We start from the raw sequence: 16,062 nt of genomic DNA, 5'->3' as shown, positions 1-16,062 counted from the left end.
CAGTTCAGGCAAGGGCCAAAGAGCCGATCACGCCAGCCAAGTCCGAGGGCATGACGCCGTAACTCTCGCCCGGCGCCTGCCGTCGTCGGCCCACGTGGCCTTCCACGGGGTCGAGCCATCTCCTCGACTTCCGCCGCAATCTTCGCGCGGAAAGCCGGAACCGAGTGATCCTTTTAGTTGCTAAATTTCTTTATTTGCTTTTTCAAATAGCCGCCCCTCGTCATGCTGGCGTCTGGGGCTTGGACCCGAATTCAGCACGACAGAGTTTGATGAAGCACATCACCATCCCCACCGACAGTTTCCTGGACGGCAACCGGTTTCGCGTCGTCACCCTGCGGCTGGCACTGATCTACGCGGCGGCCGAATTCCTGATCAGCAGTCCCATCTGGCTCACGATCGGGAACAATCCGCTGAAGCCCCTCCTCGGCAAGCTGGCGCTCGAAGCGGTCTTTGTCCTCGTCGCCATCCTCCTGGCGCAGCTTCTCAGCCGGATGCGGCGGCAGAGCTATGGCCGGCAAATCGCGGCGTGTCTGTTGCTGTCGCTGGTCAGCTCTCTCGGCATGTCGCTGCTGGACGCCTATCTCTATAGCCTGATCATGCTGCCCGTGGTCGTGCCGTTCAACATGATGGATTACGCCTATGCGGTCTGCTATCGCATGTCGATCTTCTTCGGCTGGTCGTTTCTCTTCGTCGCGTTGCTCAATCACATGGACGTGCGCGACCGCGACCTGAAGCTGATCGCCTCACGCGAAGAGGCGCTCGCGGCGCAAATGCGCGCCTTGCAGTACCAGATCAACCCGCATTTCCTTTTCAACACGCTTAATTCCATCACCGGCCTTGTCGAGGAGGGGGCCTCCGAGCGGGCCGAACGGATGATCATGTCGCTTTCGGCGTTCCTGCGCTCGACGCTGCAGCTCGACCCCATGCGTGAGCTCAGGCTTGCCGACGAGATGGCGCTGCAGAAGGAATATCTCGAGATCGAAAAGGAGCGGTTTTCGGACCGGATGAGCGTTCGGATCGACATTCCCGGCGAACTCGAGGATGCGAAAGTTCCAAGTCTCATCCTGCAGCCTTTGGTCGAGAACGCGGTCAAACACGGCGTCGGTCGTTCCAGCAGCACAGTCGAAATCCTGATCCGCGCGGCAAGGCGCGGGGACAGGCTCAATCTGATCGTCGAAAACGATGTTGCCGCAGCGACTGCGGCGGGGATGATGCACGGGCTCGGCATCGGTCTTGCCAATGTGGCCCACCGCGTCAGGACCCATTTCCCGGAGGGAGCTTCGCTGACAGCAGGCCCGATCGAGCCGCGCAAATTCCGAGCCTCGCTCGATATGCCCTTGATACTTGTTTGAGGCAGAGGAAGAGGCTGGCGGACGGGCCGGCGAGGTTATTGTCTGACGCCGCCCGACTGGGCGGCGCTGTCGTTCATGCCGACGGTAGCATCCCCGTCAATCGTCGACGACGGACCACTTGTCGTCCGGATCGAAGCGGTCGATGAAGGGTACGATTGCTTCCGTGCTCGGCCCGAGGTCGCGCTCGTAGACGATACCCTGCTGGTTGACGACGAAGGTCTTCACGCCCGTCTCCGCATAGGTGACCGGCCAGGCGATCAGCGCAAAGCCGCCGATCATGTTGCCGTTGATCACATAGTCGTAGCGACCGCCGGCAATGTTGTCGCCCTGCGAGGTCAGGATACGGAAGCGGTAGCCGAAGTATCCTTCGCCAGCCTTTGCCTTTTCCAGGGCCGCTTCGCTGATCGAGTCTCCGACGGGGCTTTCGCCATCCCCCTGGTCGGCCGGCCAATAGAGACCGTCGGTCTGGCCGGGCGTGCTGATCAGCTTCTGGGCATATTCGAGCACGCCGTCGGAGTCGCGATCCTCAGAGGCGTATTCCTTCTGGGCATCGACATAGGCCTCGACCGTGTCGATCGCCTGCAACTCGTTCTCGCCGACGCGACGATTGACGATCTCTTCGAGCCCGACATAGGTATCGAAGGCCCATTTGCCGTCATCGCCCTTGGTGAGCGGGAAGGGCAAGGGCCAGAGCCGGTCGCCGATCTGCAGGATCTTTCGACCCTCCAGATCGCGAACGACGACATTGCGCGCTGCCCCTTCGCGGATAAGAGCGAACGTATCCTTCACCCCTTCGCTGTCTTTCAGCTTCTCCGCATTAAGCCCCAAAAGTTTTGCCAGGCCGTCGAAATCATCCGCGGCCAGCCTGGCCTTGAATTCGCCGATGGCTTTGTCCGGATCGTCGAAGACCGGCGGGTCTTCTGCGGCGGCATAGGCATCCAGCCCACCCACCATCTGGTCCGCCGGCGGCTGATCGGCCGACGGTTGGTCTCCTGCAGGCTGATCGCCGGCAGCTTGATCGCCAGCAGGTTTATCGGCAGGCGGTTTGTCCTGCGAATAGGCGGAGCCGATCGGCGTCGCTACCAGAACCAGCGCCATCGCTGATCCCAGGAGAAGGGAATTGAAGAGCTTTGTCATGGTCGTTCTCCTGTGATCCGATCAACGTCTGCGGCCGCCGCCGCCGCGTCCGCCACCGCCACGGTGCATCGGCGGCCGGCCGCCACCACGGCTCATCTGTGGCCGCCCACCGCCGCGATGACCACCGCCAAGGCTTTGCCCGCCGCGGCGTGACGAAGCGACCTCACGCCGTCCGGAATTGACATTGCCAAGGCCCGATGGCTTCTTCGGCCGGTTCTGCGCCTTTGCCGCCATCTTCTTCTTGCCACCGCTGCGGTTGACCTGCGACGGCTTGTTGCCCGGGCGATTGATGCTCGGCTTTCCGTCCCCAGCGCGGGCCTTGGCGATCGCCTGACCGCCACCGCCGCCGCCGGGCCGAGCCGCCGGTCTCTGCTGCGCTTTCAGCCCGTCGAGCGTGCTCTTGCGCACATCCCTGATCTGGCCGCCGCCACCTCCGCCGGGCCGTGCGTTCGGCCGGTCGCGATTGATCTCGGCGGCGCGGTTGCGCAGGTTGTTGTTGCCGTTCGCCTTGATGTTGTTCTTGATGCTGTTTCGGTCGAAATGCTGAAGCTGGTCACGATTGAAGTTGATCTTGCTGCGGTCGACATTCTTCCAGTCGACGTCGTTCCACTTCACCTTGCCGTTGATGTTGTTGAAGCAGTTGTTGCAGTCGATGTCCATGTCGCCGCCGTTCCAGCGGCCACCCCAGACGCCCCAATCGTCCCAGTCGACGATCGCGGCGAAGGCCGCACCCGTGACCGCGCCGGCGAAGAAGGCCGCACCCGGATACCAGTAGGCGGGATAGGGCTCGTCGTAGTAGCCGATCGGCGCCGGCGCATAGTTCGGCTCGTAGAGCATCTCCGGCGGATACTGCGGCACGTAGATCGTTTCCGGGTTGGCCGCCTGGATGACGACGTTGTCGCCTTCCTGGACCACCTTTACCTTGTCGTCGGTCTTGATGATGTTCTTGGCGACCGCCTCGTCACGCAGTTGCTGGATGGCCATCAGCACGTCTTTCTGCTGATTGGCGATCGCATCGCCGAAAGACTGCGTCCACTCGAGATCCTCGCTCATCATCTTGACGATCTGGGGGTAGTTCAGCAGCGATATGATGCTGCCGTCCCAGTCGTCTTTCGGCTTCATGTCGGGTTTCTTCTCGCGAGCCTCAAGAAACCGTTCTGCCTCGACGATCTGCAAAGGATAGAGTGCGGCGGCGGAAATGAGCGCCACCAACTCGTCCGGGTAGAGCGCGATGCGCGCCACCAGCACCTCGAGCTCATCATCGCTGAGCGGCTCGGGTGCTGTTTGTTGTTCCTGAGCAGCCGGTGCGGCTGCTGTCTGCTGTGCAAGAACCGCCGTGACGGGTGTTGTTATCAAAACCGCGATTGCGCTGCCGAGCGCGATGATCGTCTTTTTGATCATCTATCCAGCCTCCCTCGTGTATTGGGCAATGGCACGGGCGCTTGAACTGGCGCGCGGGACAGCCCCCTGTCGACGCTTCTTGTTCTGCAATTTCAAGCTGATCGCGCAGCAGTCTCTGACCACAGCCGTCATCAGTCAATGGAATCTCTAGAGGAGGCCGGCGGATCGGGAAGCCCGGCAGGCGTATTCTACTGTATGTTACTGCCCCACGGTTGCCGTGGGCGTGCCATCCACGTGACGGTAGAGCTTGCAAGGTGCCGGCGAGCATAGAGCTGCGGGTGTCGGCTGTTTCGCGTGAGGGGGAAGGGGCTAGCATGGACGAGGATCCTTCCCGATCGAATGTGGTCCGCAACGGAACGAACGGGTCGCCTTCCATCGAGGCGAAGATCACGGATATCGCCCGGATCGGCATCGTCGGGCTTCTGGCCTACTGGTCTTTGACGCTGATCGCACCCTTCGCGATCATTCTGATATGGGCGGCAATCCTCGCGGTGGCGCTCTTTCCAGCCTATGCCAGGCTGGGACGCTTGCTCGGCTCGCGGCGCCTTGCCTCATTCCTGATCACGCTGATATGCCTCGCCGTCATCGTCGCCCCACTGACTGCGATCGCGGTCAGCTTTGCCGAAGGGTTGCAGGCGCTGCTTGCCAGGCTTGCCGACGGTTCGCTGAGCGTACCGGTCCCGCCGGAATATATCCGCACGTGGCCTGTCGTCGGCGAGCGCATACATGCGGTCTGGAGCATGGCGTCGGGCAATATCGAAGCACTGCTGAGCAAGATCGAACCGGCGCTGATGCAAGCCGGCACCAAGGTTCTCGGCAAGGTCGCGAGCGTCGGCGCCGAGGTCCTAAGTTTCGTGGTCTCGGTGTTGATCGCAGGTTTTCTCTTCGGTTCGGCGGAGCGGCTGGCGGAAATGGCACAGCGCTTTGCCGGCAGGATCGGCGGCCAGCGGGGCATCGGTTTCCTCAAGCTGGCGACGGCGACGATCCGCAACGTGGCGCGCGGCGTCATCGGCGTGGCGCTGCTACAGGCATTTCTGTGCGGACTGGTGCTCAGCCTGTTCGATGTTCCGGCGCCTGGCGCGATTGCCTTCGTCGTGCTGATCCTCTGCATCATCCAGATCGGCCCCGCGCTGGTGTTGCTGCCCGTCATGATCTGGGCCTGGTTCACCATGGATTTCGGTCCGGCGCTGTTGCTGACGATCCTGTTGATCCCGCTGTTCGTCATCGACAATGTGATGAAGCCGATCCTGGTGGCACGCGGGCTGTCGACGCCGACTCTGGTGATCCTGCTGGGGGTGCTTGGCGGCACGCTGTCCTACGGCCTGATCGGTCTTTTTCTCGGGCCGATCGTGCTGAGTGTCGCGCATGATCTGCTGATGGTCTGGGCGCGCTCTGATGCGGCGCCAGAGAAGGCGGCTGAACCGGCCGTCCGCGACGGCGAGCTTGAACCCGGCAATATCTGATCAGCGTATCGCGCTGGTGGTACCTGCCTGCTGATACTCCGCTTCGGGCACAGCAACGCCGGCGGCGCGCAGGCCGTCGAACAGGCGGTGCTGATCCTCGGGACGGTGAAACTGAAGGGCAATCGCTTGCCCGAGGTTACCGAAGAGAGCCGGGGCGTTGGTCTCGAACCACTTTCGCTCCTCACGCGCCTCGTCCGTCTTGCCGAGCTTTCCGAGAATCGCAAGCAGCAGGACCCGGTCGGCCGGGTTGGCGCCCGGATTGGCGAGACGCGCCCACCGTTCGGCGGCGACATAGTCGCCGGCGAAATAGGCGCAGCTTGCCAACGCCCCCTCGAAAACTCCGGTCTGGCCGAGGTTGCGCTCGGTCGCGTCCGACAGGAGCTTGCAGCCCGCATCCCATTGACCCGACTGCGCGAGCCGGAGGCCGTATGCGCCGGCAAGTTCGGTGTCGTTGGGATTGATGGCAAGCGCGCGGGCGCCGACGGCGAGGGCAGCATCGACTTCGCCGCGAGCGAAGAGGACGAGCATCTGTGCTTCGAGGGCGCGAACGTCGAAGGGGGCAAGATCGACGGCGTGCGCCGCCGCTTCGCCAGCCTGTTCCAGCAGCCCTGCTGAGGCCGAGGGATCGAGGCCATTGCTCAGCGCATCTATATAGCTCATCGACAGAAGCGCCCAGGCGGTGGCGTAGGTCGGGAATTGCCGGGTCGCGCGCTGCAGGCACTCCTCGGCGGAGCGACGGGATTGCGGATCGATGTCGCCGCGATGGTCGTAGTAGGTTAGGGAGCAGGCATAGGCCTGCCAGCCCTCAGGAACCGAACGCCTGAGTTCGGCTGCGCTTGCCTGGAAGATGGCGCCATAGGGCTCTGCCACCGCGCTCGAGACCGCGGCCGCCGTCCTTGCCTGCTGATCGATAACGTCGCCGGACTGCAGTCGTTCGTCGTAGGTGTTCGCCCAGACGACCGCCCCGTCGGATCGCTGGATGAGCCTCACGACCAGCCGCAGCCGCTCTGCCTCGAGCCTTACCCGTCCTTCAAGCGCATAGGTTTGATCGGCCGATGTCCGTAATGGATCGCTGACCGTGACCGGTACGATCTCCTTGAATTTGGCGAGGTTGCTCACGACTTCGTCCGTCAGCCCCTGCGCCATCATCGCCGATTGCCGCGTCCCCGAGATGTCCTCGAAAGGCGTGACGATCACCTTCGGAATATTTGGCCGACTGGCCGCCGTACTGTTGTCACCGGAAAGAAGCAGCAAGCCGGCCGACAGACCGGTGAGGCCACAGACAAGCGCCGCAGCGCCAAGCAGGATGCGGCGGCGATGACGCCAGCCGACCGGCGCGGCTTCGGACGGTGGCATTCCGCTTTCTCTAACGGGTGCTGGCTGCTTTTCGGCTCGTCTTTCGAAGGTCGGCACATAGGCGCCCTTCGGCATCCGGATCACGATCGGGTCGCTGCGTCCGGCGACGAGGTAATAGCGTTCGAGTGCCCGACGAATGCGGCCCGCCTCGATCCGAACGGCGGGATCCGTTTGCGGGTCGAAGGAGGAATCTCGGCCGAAAACCTCGGTGGCAATGGAATAGGCCTTGATGCGGTCGCCGCGCCCGGCCAGTGTTTCCTCGATGACATAGGCCAGGAATTTACGGTCGCGGTCTGGAGCATCGAATTCGGCGCTCAGGCGAATGCGCTCAAGCTGTGCCAGAATCTCCACGCTGCTGGGCGGAGATATGGTCGGTTCGACGCCGACGTCCTGCTGGTCCCCGATGGCCATCACGCGCCTCCATGGGCACAATGTGAGATTGTATCCGGCGGCAGTGTAGTCTCCCGTATCCTACGCACCGGTTCGGTCGGAGCGCAACATTTATTCGCGTCGGGCTTCACGTTCCCTGCCGAGGTTGCGCGGGCGGGCGCTGACGATGCCGAGGACGCGGCGCGCGGCCGGGCGTTTCGCTCGCCGATGTCATTGATCAGCGCCGAACGGGAAGCGGCAGCGGCATTCCCGTCCGCCGATACCGGTTTGCCTTCCTTCGACCGCAAATCGTGGCAAATGAAGTCGACAAGGCTACTAGGTACGGACGCCGTTTCGAAGCGGGAGGCGTGGCTTGTCGGTGGGCGTGCGGAACATGTCCGCTGGCGCCGGGCGTCCGACGTGGAAACCCTGGACGTGGTCGATCCGAAAGCGCCGCATCAGGGCCAGTTGCTCGTCGGTCTCCACGCCCTCGATCAGGATCTTGTGGCCGCGGTTGCGCACGAGCCCGATGATGTCCTGCAGCATCGCGCGGCCCTTCGGCGTGGCGCAATCGTGCAGGAACGACCGATCGATCTTCACCGTGTCGAAATCGATCAGGCGCAGCCAGGAGAGACCGGCGAAGCCGGTTCCAAAATCGTCCAGCCAGATGCGGATGCCAAGGGTCTCCAGGTCGCTGATGCAGCGCAGGATGCCCGAGTGCATCTCCATCTCCAGCCCTTCGGTGATCTCGAAGGCGAGCCGGCTTCCGGCAACCCCGGTTTCTCCCAGGATCGCCGCGACCGAGGTCGCAAAACCCGGCGTCTTCAGCTGGATCGGCGAGACATTGACGCTGACCAAGGGAACGTGATTGTCGACAAGCAGTTCGCGGCACACGGTCTTTATCGCCCAGCGGCCGAGATCGAGAATGGCGCCGGTCCGCTCGGCGACCGGGATGAACAGGCTTGGCGGAACCGAGGTGCCATCCAGCATCGTCAGGCGCATCAGCGCCTCGACGGCATCGACCTCGCCAGTCGTCACGTTCGTGATCGGCTGGTAGACGAGGGATACCAGGTTCTGGTCGACGGCGATCTTCAAGAGGGCTGCGATGTTCTCGCTCTCGTCGCTGCTCTGCGGATCGTTCGGATCGAACAGCTTCGAGCAGTTTCGCCCGCTCGCCTTGGCGGCGTAAAGCGCGCGGTCGGCCTCGTGGATGATTTTCTCGAGCTTGGCGCCGGTGTGGTTGCGGGTGAAGGCGGCGCCGACGCTGACGGTGACGATGGACACGCCGTCGCGTCGCTGCTCGTGGATCAGCCCCATGCTTTCAACCGTGCGGCAGATGACCTCCGCAAGCTCGGCCGCCTGCTCGCGCGTATCCAGGCGAGCAAGGACGATGAACTCCTCGCCGCCGTAGCGGCCGATCGAGCCGTGATAGTTCCTGATCGCTTCGCCGAGCGCATTGGCCACGAGAATGAGGCAGCGGTCGCCCTCCTGGTGGCCGTAGCAGTCGTTGTATTTCTTGAAGAAATCGACATCGATCAGCATGGCGGTGAAGTTCTTGCCGAGCTTCTGCCAATCGTTCCAGTAGTCGCGCAGCTGCTGATCGATGGCGCGGCGGTTGTCGAGACCGGTCAGCGGATCGGTGTTCGACAGCCGCAGAAGCGCCATTCCCCGCTCGGAAGCTTCGTTCTGCTGGATTTTCGCCTCGAAGGCGTTGAGGAAAACCTTGTAGCGCTCGCGGTTGAGCTTCCAATTCACATAGGAGGTGAAGACGAAGCAGGAGACGTAGAACGTTCCGAAGGCGATCAGGTAGGCCGGATCGTGTTCGGAGAAGAACGACAGCGCGATGAAAAACGTCACCAGCACGATGCTGGAGGCGACCACCGAGAGGCGGAACCGTAAGCTGAAAAAGAGATTGGCGCCCATCATGAAGATGGCGCCGAAGATCATGTAGTAGGACATGCTGCTCGTATCGGCCGTCATCATCGCCGGAACGAGCCAGCCTATGTAGCCGAAGACGAGGGCTGCGGCGCAGGTGCCGTCGAGCCATTTGGTCTGGGCCTTCAGCCGAAACAGGATCTCGAAGGTCAGAAGCGAGCCGATGCCGACAAAGAGGCGCGAGACGATCGTGTAGAAGGCGACGTCGGGGACGAGCAGGATGTCCGGGATGAAGAAGAGCAGGTAGACGACGACGGCAACCCACAGCCCCTGCCGGGTCGAGGCGCGCCGGCCAGCCTCGCCCTCCATGCGATAGAGGGTCTGAAGCTCAGCCAGGTGCGGCCTGTGCGGCTGCTTGTGTAGGTCGATGTCAACTACGTCGGCCAACGTGTGCTTCATGCACTGATCCATCGCGCTGCGTCACGGTCAACGGAAATCTGTCGTCGCTTTTCCATCAATGGACGTTGTTTCGGACACTCTCTGCGTGTTCGCCGCAGCCCATCTGCAACAAGGGCGGGAAACGCTGCGAGGCATGATAGGAGGTGTCCATTAAGTTTTGTTAAATTAATGGGTCAGGGCATCTGCGAATCGGTGTCACCCAAAGGGGTGAGCTCCGAGTATTTACCTTATTATATACAAAAACTTGCATTCCGAGCCGTAATGCGCGCATCTTCGCGACTATTGTTAACAAAGCTTTAACGGATGGTCTCGCGTGCGCCAATTTCAGACTGTTTTCGACGGTCAGAGCCTCATTACTCCCAAGGCAATGGCTGATGAGTTCGTTTCGCCCCGCGGCGAACGACATGACGAACAGCTCTCGACCGCCAAGGCCGAGCTCGCATTGATTCTCAGGGTCGCTCAGGAACAATTCATTCAAGGAACGGATGCGTCGAAAATTATCGACCGGCTCGCGGCCTCCCTCCACCAGACCCGTGCCAAATACCACCCGAGCGTGTGGCAGGAGCTAATCCCGATTGCCCAGGATCACCCGGTTTCGGAGTACTTCCTGCAGGATCCGTTCACCCGGTGGTCGTTCGACAAGCCCAGGGGATATTCGGGTGACGCGCAGTTGCTCGACTTCATCTACGGCCATGCGAGCGTTGCCCGCGAAATCGAGCAGGCGTCGCCGGTCGGGCGCGCCCTTTACGACTACACGAAGGACGCTTCGTCCTCGGTCGCGGTGCGCGAGCGCCGCGATATCCTCACGCGCCACGTCGACGAGATCGCGGCGAGCCGGGGTTCCGAGGCGGAGATCCTGACGATTGCCGCGGGTCATCTGCGGGAAGCCAACCGGTCCAAAGCGCTCGAGGAACGCCGCATCAAGCGTTGGGTGGCGCTCGATCAGGATCCTCTCAGTGTCGGATCGATCAGCCGCGATTTCTCCGGCACGGCGATCGAAGCGGTCGACGGTTCCGTTCGCAGCCTGCTCGGCCGCGACCAGAAGCTCGGCACGTTCGACTTCATCTATGCGGCTGGTCTCTACGACTATCTCGCCGACAAGGTGGCCATCAAGCTGACGCATCGCTGCCTGCAGATGCTGAAGCCGAACGGCGTCTTCCTTTTTGCCAACTTCGCTCAGGACATCGGTGTCGACGGTTACATGGAGACCTTCATGAACTGGGCCTTGCTTCTGCGTTCCGAAGTGGACATGTGGAACATCATCCACAAGAGTGCCGGGAAGTCTGCGATCGACGCGCGCGTCTTCTTCGGTGCCAACCGCAACATCGTCTACGGCGTCATCCAGAAGCATTCCTGAGATTGCTTCGACGAACTGCCTCGGCTTCAAGCCGAGGCGGGCCGGCAACCGGAGACCGCAGGGTGCCGAAGGGCTGCTGCGGTTTCGTATTTCTCACGCTCAGTCTTGCGTGCGCAGAAAGCGGCTCAACAGGCGGTGTAGCAGCACGCCTTCCTCCTTCGGCTTGAAGCCGGGATCGACCGCGACCCTGCTGAAGATGCCGTCGATGATCGCGGCGATCCAGCGGGCAGCGCCCTCCGCGTCGAGGGTCCTGTCGATCTGGTTTCGGCTGGCGGCGTTGCGCAGGAGTGCCACGAGCGCCGACTGGAGTTCCGCGTCGTTCGTCGCCGCTAGCGTCCCGATGCGCTCGTCACGCATCGCTTCGGCGGCGATTTCGAGCGCGAGGCTCGAATAGGCAGGATCGCCCGCGAGTTCGAGAACGCTATCCATAAAGCCCAGCAAGGCGGCGAACAGATCCTCCTCTTCGCCCAGCTTTCGGAAAATCTCCGCCGTTTCTTGACGTTCCTCTTCCACGATCGCCGCGATGATGGTGTGCTTGGTCGGAAAATAATGGAAAAGATTTCCCGGGCTCATGCCTGCCTCGGCGCAGATCTCGGCCGTCGACGTGCCGTGAAAACCCTTGCGCGAAAAGCAGGCGATTGCCGCATCGAGAATCAGCCGACGCCTGGCCGCATGTTTTTCGGGGTCGATCTTGCGCATCGCCGGTTCTCCTTGCATGCCGTTCAATTATTAGATCAAGCACTCTGATTTCGGTGGGCAGACGATCGGTGTCAAGGCCGCCGGCCGTTTGCATGATCTCCGCCATCTTCCCGCAATGCTCGTGTGTGATCTGCCTTACAATTGTCGCGTTTGATGAATTCTATTGTTAGATTGAATGATCTAATAAATTATCGACGCCCTTTGCCCGACCCGGGATCCGGTATCGCAGGCGCATCACGCCGCCGGCCCCGCCAATGGAAAGCCAATGAAATGAGACGTACAGTTGAGTTGAACGTCGCTCTCGCAGCGTTGCTTGTGATTGCGGCGGCTGCTGGTCCGGCGCGCGCCTCGGGGGAGGCCGCCGCCTCCGTTCCCGCCCCGTCTGCCACCCGCACGGTAACGACGCTCGTTGCCGACAGCCGCCCACAGCAATGGACACGCTCCTTTGCCGGTATCTTCGTTGCCCGCGAGGAGATTGCCGTCGGCACAACCTTGACTGACCAGCGTATCGCCAGTGTCGAGGTCGAGATCGGCGATCGGGTAGCCGCGGGGCAGGTGCTCGCCCGGCTGGAAACCGACATGCTGGAGAACCTGCTGCGCGAGGCCAAGGGCCGCGTCGCGCGCGCCAGTGCAGCGATGGCGCGGGAGGAAGAGACGGTCACGCAGGAACAGCGAAAACTCGCGCGCGCCCGCCAGTTGAGCCACCTTCAGGCCGCGACCATTCTCGAGGAACGCGTCTCCGCGCTCGCCCTTGCTGAACAGGCTGTCGAGGTCGCGCGGGCCGATTACGACCAGGCGGAAGCGCTTGAGGCCGAGGCGCGCCGGAGGCTCGATCGTGCCGTGATCGTGGCACCTGCCGATGGGATCGTTTCGGAACGGCTGGCGCGCGCCGGTGCGCTTGCGGGCTCGGACCCGCTGCTCAAGCTCATTCGCGGTGGCGAAATCGAGTTTGCGGCCGAGGTGCCGGAAACCGAACTGCCGTTGCTCGCGGTCGGCCAGACCGTGAAGGTCAAGCTTTCGGGCCGAGCCGACTGGCTCCAGGGGCATGTGCGGGTAATCAACCCGAAGATCGACCGCGAGACCCGCCTCGGCACCGCGCAAGTCACGCTGTCGACCGAGCGCCCGCCTTTCGCGGGCACGTTCGGCCGGGCGGAGATCGTGGTGGGCGAGCGCAAGGCGATCATGGTCGACGATTCCGCCCTGCTGTTCGGTGCGCCGGATGGCGCCGTCTCGGTCTTCGTCGTCGTTGGGGGCCAGGTCGTGCGCAAGTCGGTCAAGCCGGGCATGCGCCAGGGCGGCAAGGTGGAGATCGCCTCGGGCCTTTCGACCGGCGAACGGGTCGTCCTTAAATCCGGGGCGTCGCTGCGCGAAGGCGAAGCGGTCGCAACGAAAGACGTCCAGCCGACGCAGACGGGCGACCAGCAATGACGAGCAACATCTCCGCCTGGGCGATCCGCAAGCCGGTTCCGACGATCGTTCTCTTCGTCGTGCTGACGCTGATGGGGATCGCCTCGTTTCTGAGGCTGCCGGTCAACGCCAATCCGAGCGTATCCTTCCCGATCGTCACGGTGACGATCACGCAACCGAGCGCGCAGCCGGGCGAAATGGAAACGCAGGTGACGCGCCGCGTCGAAGGCGTCGCCTCCGGCCTTGTCGGGGTCAGTCACATCCGCTCGACCATTACCGACGGCGTCTCCACGACCACGGTCGAATTCAAGATCGGCACGGATCCGGACCGGGCGGCAAACGACGTGCGCGAGGCCGTGGCGCAGATCCGCGCCGACCTGCCGCAATCCATTCAGGAGCCGATCGTCTCGCGCCTCGACGTCGACGGCAGCGCCATCGTCTACTACGCCGTGCGGGCGCCCCACATGTCGGAAGTGGAGCTGTCCTGGTTCGTCGATGACACGATCACCAGCGAATTGCTGACACTGCCCGGCGTGCAGAAGGTGCAGCGCCTCGGCGGCGTCAGCCGCGAAGTGCGCGTTTCGCTCAATCCCGAACGGCTGCTGGCGCTTGGCGTGACGGCCGATCAGGTGAACACGGCGCTCAGGGAAATCAACATCAACATCCCGAGCGGTCGCGGCGAAATCGGCGGGCGCGAGCAGTCGATCCGCACCGTCGGCAGTGCCGGCTCGGTGGACGAGCTCCGGCAGCTTTCGATCCCGCTTGCAGGCGGCCGCTGGCTGCAGCTCTCCGACATCGCGACGATCGAGGACACTTCGTCCGAGCCGCGCAGCTTTGCCCATTTCGATGGCGAACCGATCGTGAGCTTCTCGGTTTCGCGCAGCAAGGGAGCGAGCGACACGGTCGTTGCCGAGCGCGTCATCGAGCGGCTGAAGGAGATCCAGGCGCGCACCCCCGGCGTCGAGATGACCGAGCTGATCTCTCTCGTCGAGTATACGCAGGAGAGCTACGATGCGGCCGTCACGGCTTTGATCGAAGGCGCACTTCTGACCATCGTCGTCGTCTTCGCCTTCCTGCGAAACTGGCGGGCGACGCTGATCTCGGCGCTTGCCATGCCGCTTTCCATCCTGCCGACCTTCGCGGTGATGGACCTGCTCGGCTTCACGCTCAACGGCATCAGCCTTCTGGCATTGACGCTGGTCATCGGCATTCTTGTCGACGACGCGATCGTCGAAATCGAGAATATCGAGCGACATGTCGACATGGGCAAGCGGCCGTTCATCGCGGCGATCGATGCGGCCGATGCGATCGGCCTTGCGATCGTCGCAACGACGCTGACGATCGTCGCCGTCTTTGCGCCGGTGAGCTTCATCGGTGGTGCGGTCGGGCAATATTTCAAGCAGTTCGGCCTGACCGTCGCGATCGCCGTTCTGTTCTCGTTGCTGGTGGCACGCCTGCTGACGCCGCTGATGGCGGCCTATCTGTTGCGGCCGAAACCTGGTCACGGCCATGCCGTCAAGCCGTCGCGCATCAGCGACGCCTATCGCAGCATGCTCGGCTGGACCCTCGATCACCGCAAGACCGCGCTTTCGATGGTCGCGCTGATCTTCGTCGGCTCGATCGCGCTTTTGAGCATGCTGCCGACGGGTTTCATGCCGACGAGCGACAGCAACGTCTCGCAGCTCAAGATCACGCTGCCGCCCGGCACAAGGCTCCAGGAAACCGCGCGCATTTCCGACGATCTGGTGGCCAAGCTCAAGGAACGCAAGGAAGTCGAGAACGTTCTGGCGACGACCGACAGTCTCAACGAGGTATCGCTGCGCATCAAGCTCAAGCCGCGCAAGGAGCGTGAACTCGACCGCAAGTCCTTCGAACTGTCGTTGCGGCCCCTGCTGGCGGAGACCCCCGACATCCAGGCAACCTTCTCCTCGACCGAAGGTGCGAAGGACCTCTCCATCTACCTGACGGGCGATGACCCGGAAACGTTGATGGCTTCGGTGCGGCGTCTGGAAAACGAGATGCGCGCACTCCCCGGGCTGGTCAGCGTTCGGTCGACCGAGCCGCTGCTTTCGCCCGAGCTTCTGGTCAAGCCGCGCTTCGACGAGGCGGCAAGGCTCGGCGTGTCGGTGACCTCGATCGGCACTGTCGCCCGTATCGCGACGATGGGCGACAGCGAGAGCAACTCCGCGCGGTTCAACCTCGGTAACCGCCAGGTGCCGATCCGGGTGATGCTCGATCGGTCGGCCCGCGGCGATTTCGACACCTTGCGCAATCTGCGGGTAGGCACGAATGCGGGTGCCCTGGTGCCGTTGACGTCCGTCGCCGACGTCTCCTTCGGTGCCGAGGAAAGCAGCGTCGAGCGTCTCGATCGCAAGCGGCTGATCGCCGTCGAGGCAAACCTCAACGGCATGACGCTCGGCACGGCCTTCGAGGCGATTTCGGCATTGCCGGCCATGAAGGAACTGCCCGCGGGCGTGACGCAGGCCAACTATGGCGACGCGGAATACATGTCGGAGATGTTCCGTAACTTCGCCCTGGCGCTGCTTGCCGGCATCCTGATGGTCGTGGCGGTTCTGATCCTGCTGTTCAAGGATTTCCTGCAGCCGGTGACCATCCTCGTTGCCCTGCCGTTGTCGATCGGCGGCGCGGCGCTGGCTTTGATCCTGTTCGGTGCGGCACTCGACCTTTCGTCGATGATCGGGATCCTGATGCTGATGGGGATCGTCTGCAAGAACTCGATCCTGCTGGTCGACTATGCGATCGAGTGCCGCAACGACGGTGCCGACCGGCGCACGGCGCTGCTGACGGCGGGCGTCACCCGCGCGCGGCCGATCATCATGACGACGATCGCCATGGTGGCGGGCATGGTCCCGGCAGTCATCGGCGTCGGCGCCGGTGCCGCCTTCCGCGCGCCGATGGCGGTTGCGGTGATCGGCGGCCTGATCACCTCGACGATGCTGAGCCTTGTCTTCGTGCCGGTGATGTTCACCGTGATGGACGACATCAACACGAAGATGGGCCGCTGGCTGAAGCGCTTCTCCTCCGTGACGGACGAGGACCGCGCGGCGGATGCGGCCCGGATCGGCAAGGAGGGCGCACCCGGCGCGGCCGGATAGCGTCCGTGCTGTTCCCGGCACGATCATTGTCGAAGCGCGCTGCATGGGTGTCCGTGCAGCGCGCTTCGCGC

The 16,062-nt window shown here is 62.9% G+C and carries 10 protein-coding genes; 5 read left to right on the top strand and 5 right to left on the bottom strand.

What is annotated here, in order from left to right; genetic code table 11:
* Positions 1-269 precede the first annotated feature (269 nt).
* Positions 270-1,352, top strand: coding sequence for a sensor histidine kinase (locus ASE71_RS03925; RefSeq protein WP_060517438.1), 1,083 nt, complete (start codon positions 270-272; stop codon positions 1,350-1,352).
* Positions 1,353-1,448: 96 nt separating this feature from the next.
* On the opposite strand, the gene ASE71_RS03920 is transcribed toward ASE71_RS03925, so the two are convergent.
* The gene (locus ASE71_RS03920) at positions 1,449-2,489 is read right to left on the bottom strand and encodes a DUF2950 domain-containing protein (protein WP_034787236.1); all 1,041 of its coding nucleotides are present in this window, start codon (positions 2,487-2,489) and stop codon (positions 1,449-1,451) included.
* 21 nt (positions 2,490-2,510) lie between these two features.
* Positions 2,511-3,890, bottom strand: a complete 1,380-nt coding sequence (locus tag ASE71_RS03915; protein ID WP_034787232.1) for a DUF3300 domain-containing protein — start codon at positions 3,888-3,890, stop codon at positions 2,511-2,513.
* A 314-nt stretch (positions 3,891-4,204) separates the two neighbouring features.
* Between ASE71_RS03915 and ASE71_RS03910 the strand changes: the two genes are divergently transcribed.
* A complete protein-coding gene (locus ASE71_RS03910) occupies positions 4,205-5,353 on the top strand; it encodes an AI-2E family transporter (RefSeq protein ID WP_060517439.1) in 1,149 nt (382 codons plus the stop codon).
* Here the strand turns inward: ASE71_RS03910 and ASE71_RS03905 are convergent, their stop codons facing one another.
* A complete protein-coding gene (locus tag ASE71_RS03905; RefSeq protein WP_060517441.1) occupies positions 5,354-7,120 on the bottom strand; it encodes a hypothetical protein in 1,767 nt (588 codons plus the stop codon).
* Between the two features lie 294 nt (positions 7,121-7,414).
* The gene (locus ASE71_RS03900) at positions 7,415-9,412 is read right to left on the bottom strand and encodes a putative bifunctional diguanylate cyclase/phosphodiesterase (protein WP_060517443.1); all 1,998 of its coding nucleotides are present in this window, start codon (positions 9,410-9,412) and stop codon (positions 7,415-7,417) included.
* Between the two features lie 313 nt (positions 9,413-9,725).
* Here ASE71_RS03900 and ASE71_RS03895 point away from each other — a divergent pair, with 313 nt between their 5' ends.
* A complete protein-coding gene (locus tag ASE71_RS03895) occupies positions 9,726-10,769 on the top strand; it encodes a class I SAM-dependent methyltransferase (RefSeq protein WP_060517445.1) in 1,044 nt (347 codons plus the stop codon).
* Between the two features lie 99 nt (positions 10,770-10,868).
* Here the strand turns inward: ASE71_RS03895 and ASE71_RS03890 are convergent, their stop codons facing one another.
* Positions 10,869-11,468 carry a TetR/AcrR family transcriptional regulator gene (locus tag ASE71_RS03890; RefSeq protein WP_034787219.1) on the bottom strand — a complete coding sequence of 200 codons (600 nt, stop codon included), beginning with the start codon at positions 11,466-11,468 and terminating at the stop codon, positions 10,869-10,871.
* 270 nt (positions 11,469-11,738) lie between these two features.
* Here ASE71_RS03890 and ASE71_RS03885 point away from each other — a divergent pair, with 270 nt between their 5' ends.
* Both ASE71_RS03885 and ASE71_RS03880 read left to right on the top strand, forming a co-directional pair.
* Positions 11,739-12,896 carry an efflux RND transporter periplasmic adaptor subunit gene (locus ASE71_RS03885; RefSeq protein WP_162251826.1) on the top strand — a complete coding sequence of 386 codons (1,158 nt, stop codon included), beginning with the start codon at positions 11,739-11,741 and terminating at the stop codon, positions 12,894-12,896.
* The gene (locus ASE71_RS03880) at positions 12,893-15,991 is read left to right on the top strand and encodes an efflux RND transporter permease subunit (protein ID WP_060517447.1); all 3,099 of its coding nucleotides are present in this window, start codon (positions 12,893-12,895) and stop codon (positions 15,989-15,991) included. Before ASE71_RS03885 ends, ASE71_RS03880 begins: the two co-directional genes overlap by 4 nt.
* Positions 15,992-16,062 lie beyond the last annotated feature (71 nt).

Source organism: Ensifer sp. Root954 (assembly GCF_001429005.1).
GTDB lineage: Bacteria > Pseudomonadota > Alphaproteobacteria > Rhizobiales > Rhizobiaceae > Ensifer > Ensifer adhaerens.
This window is presented reverse-complemented; position numbering and strand designations above follow the sequence as displayed.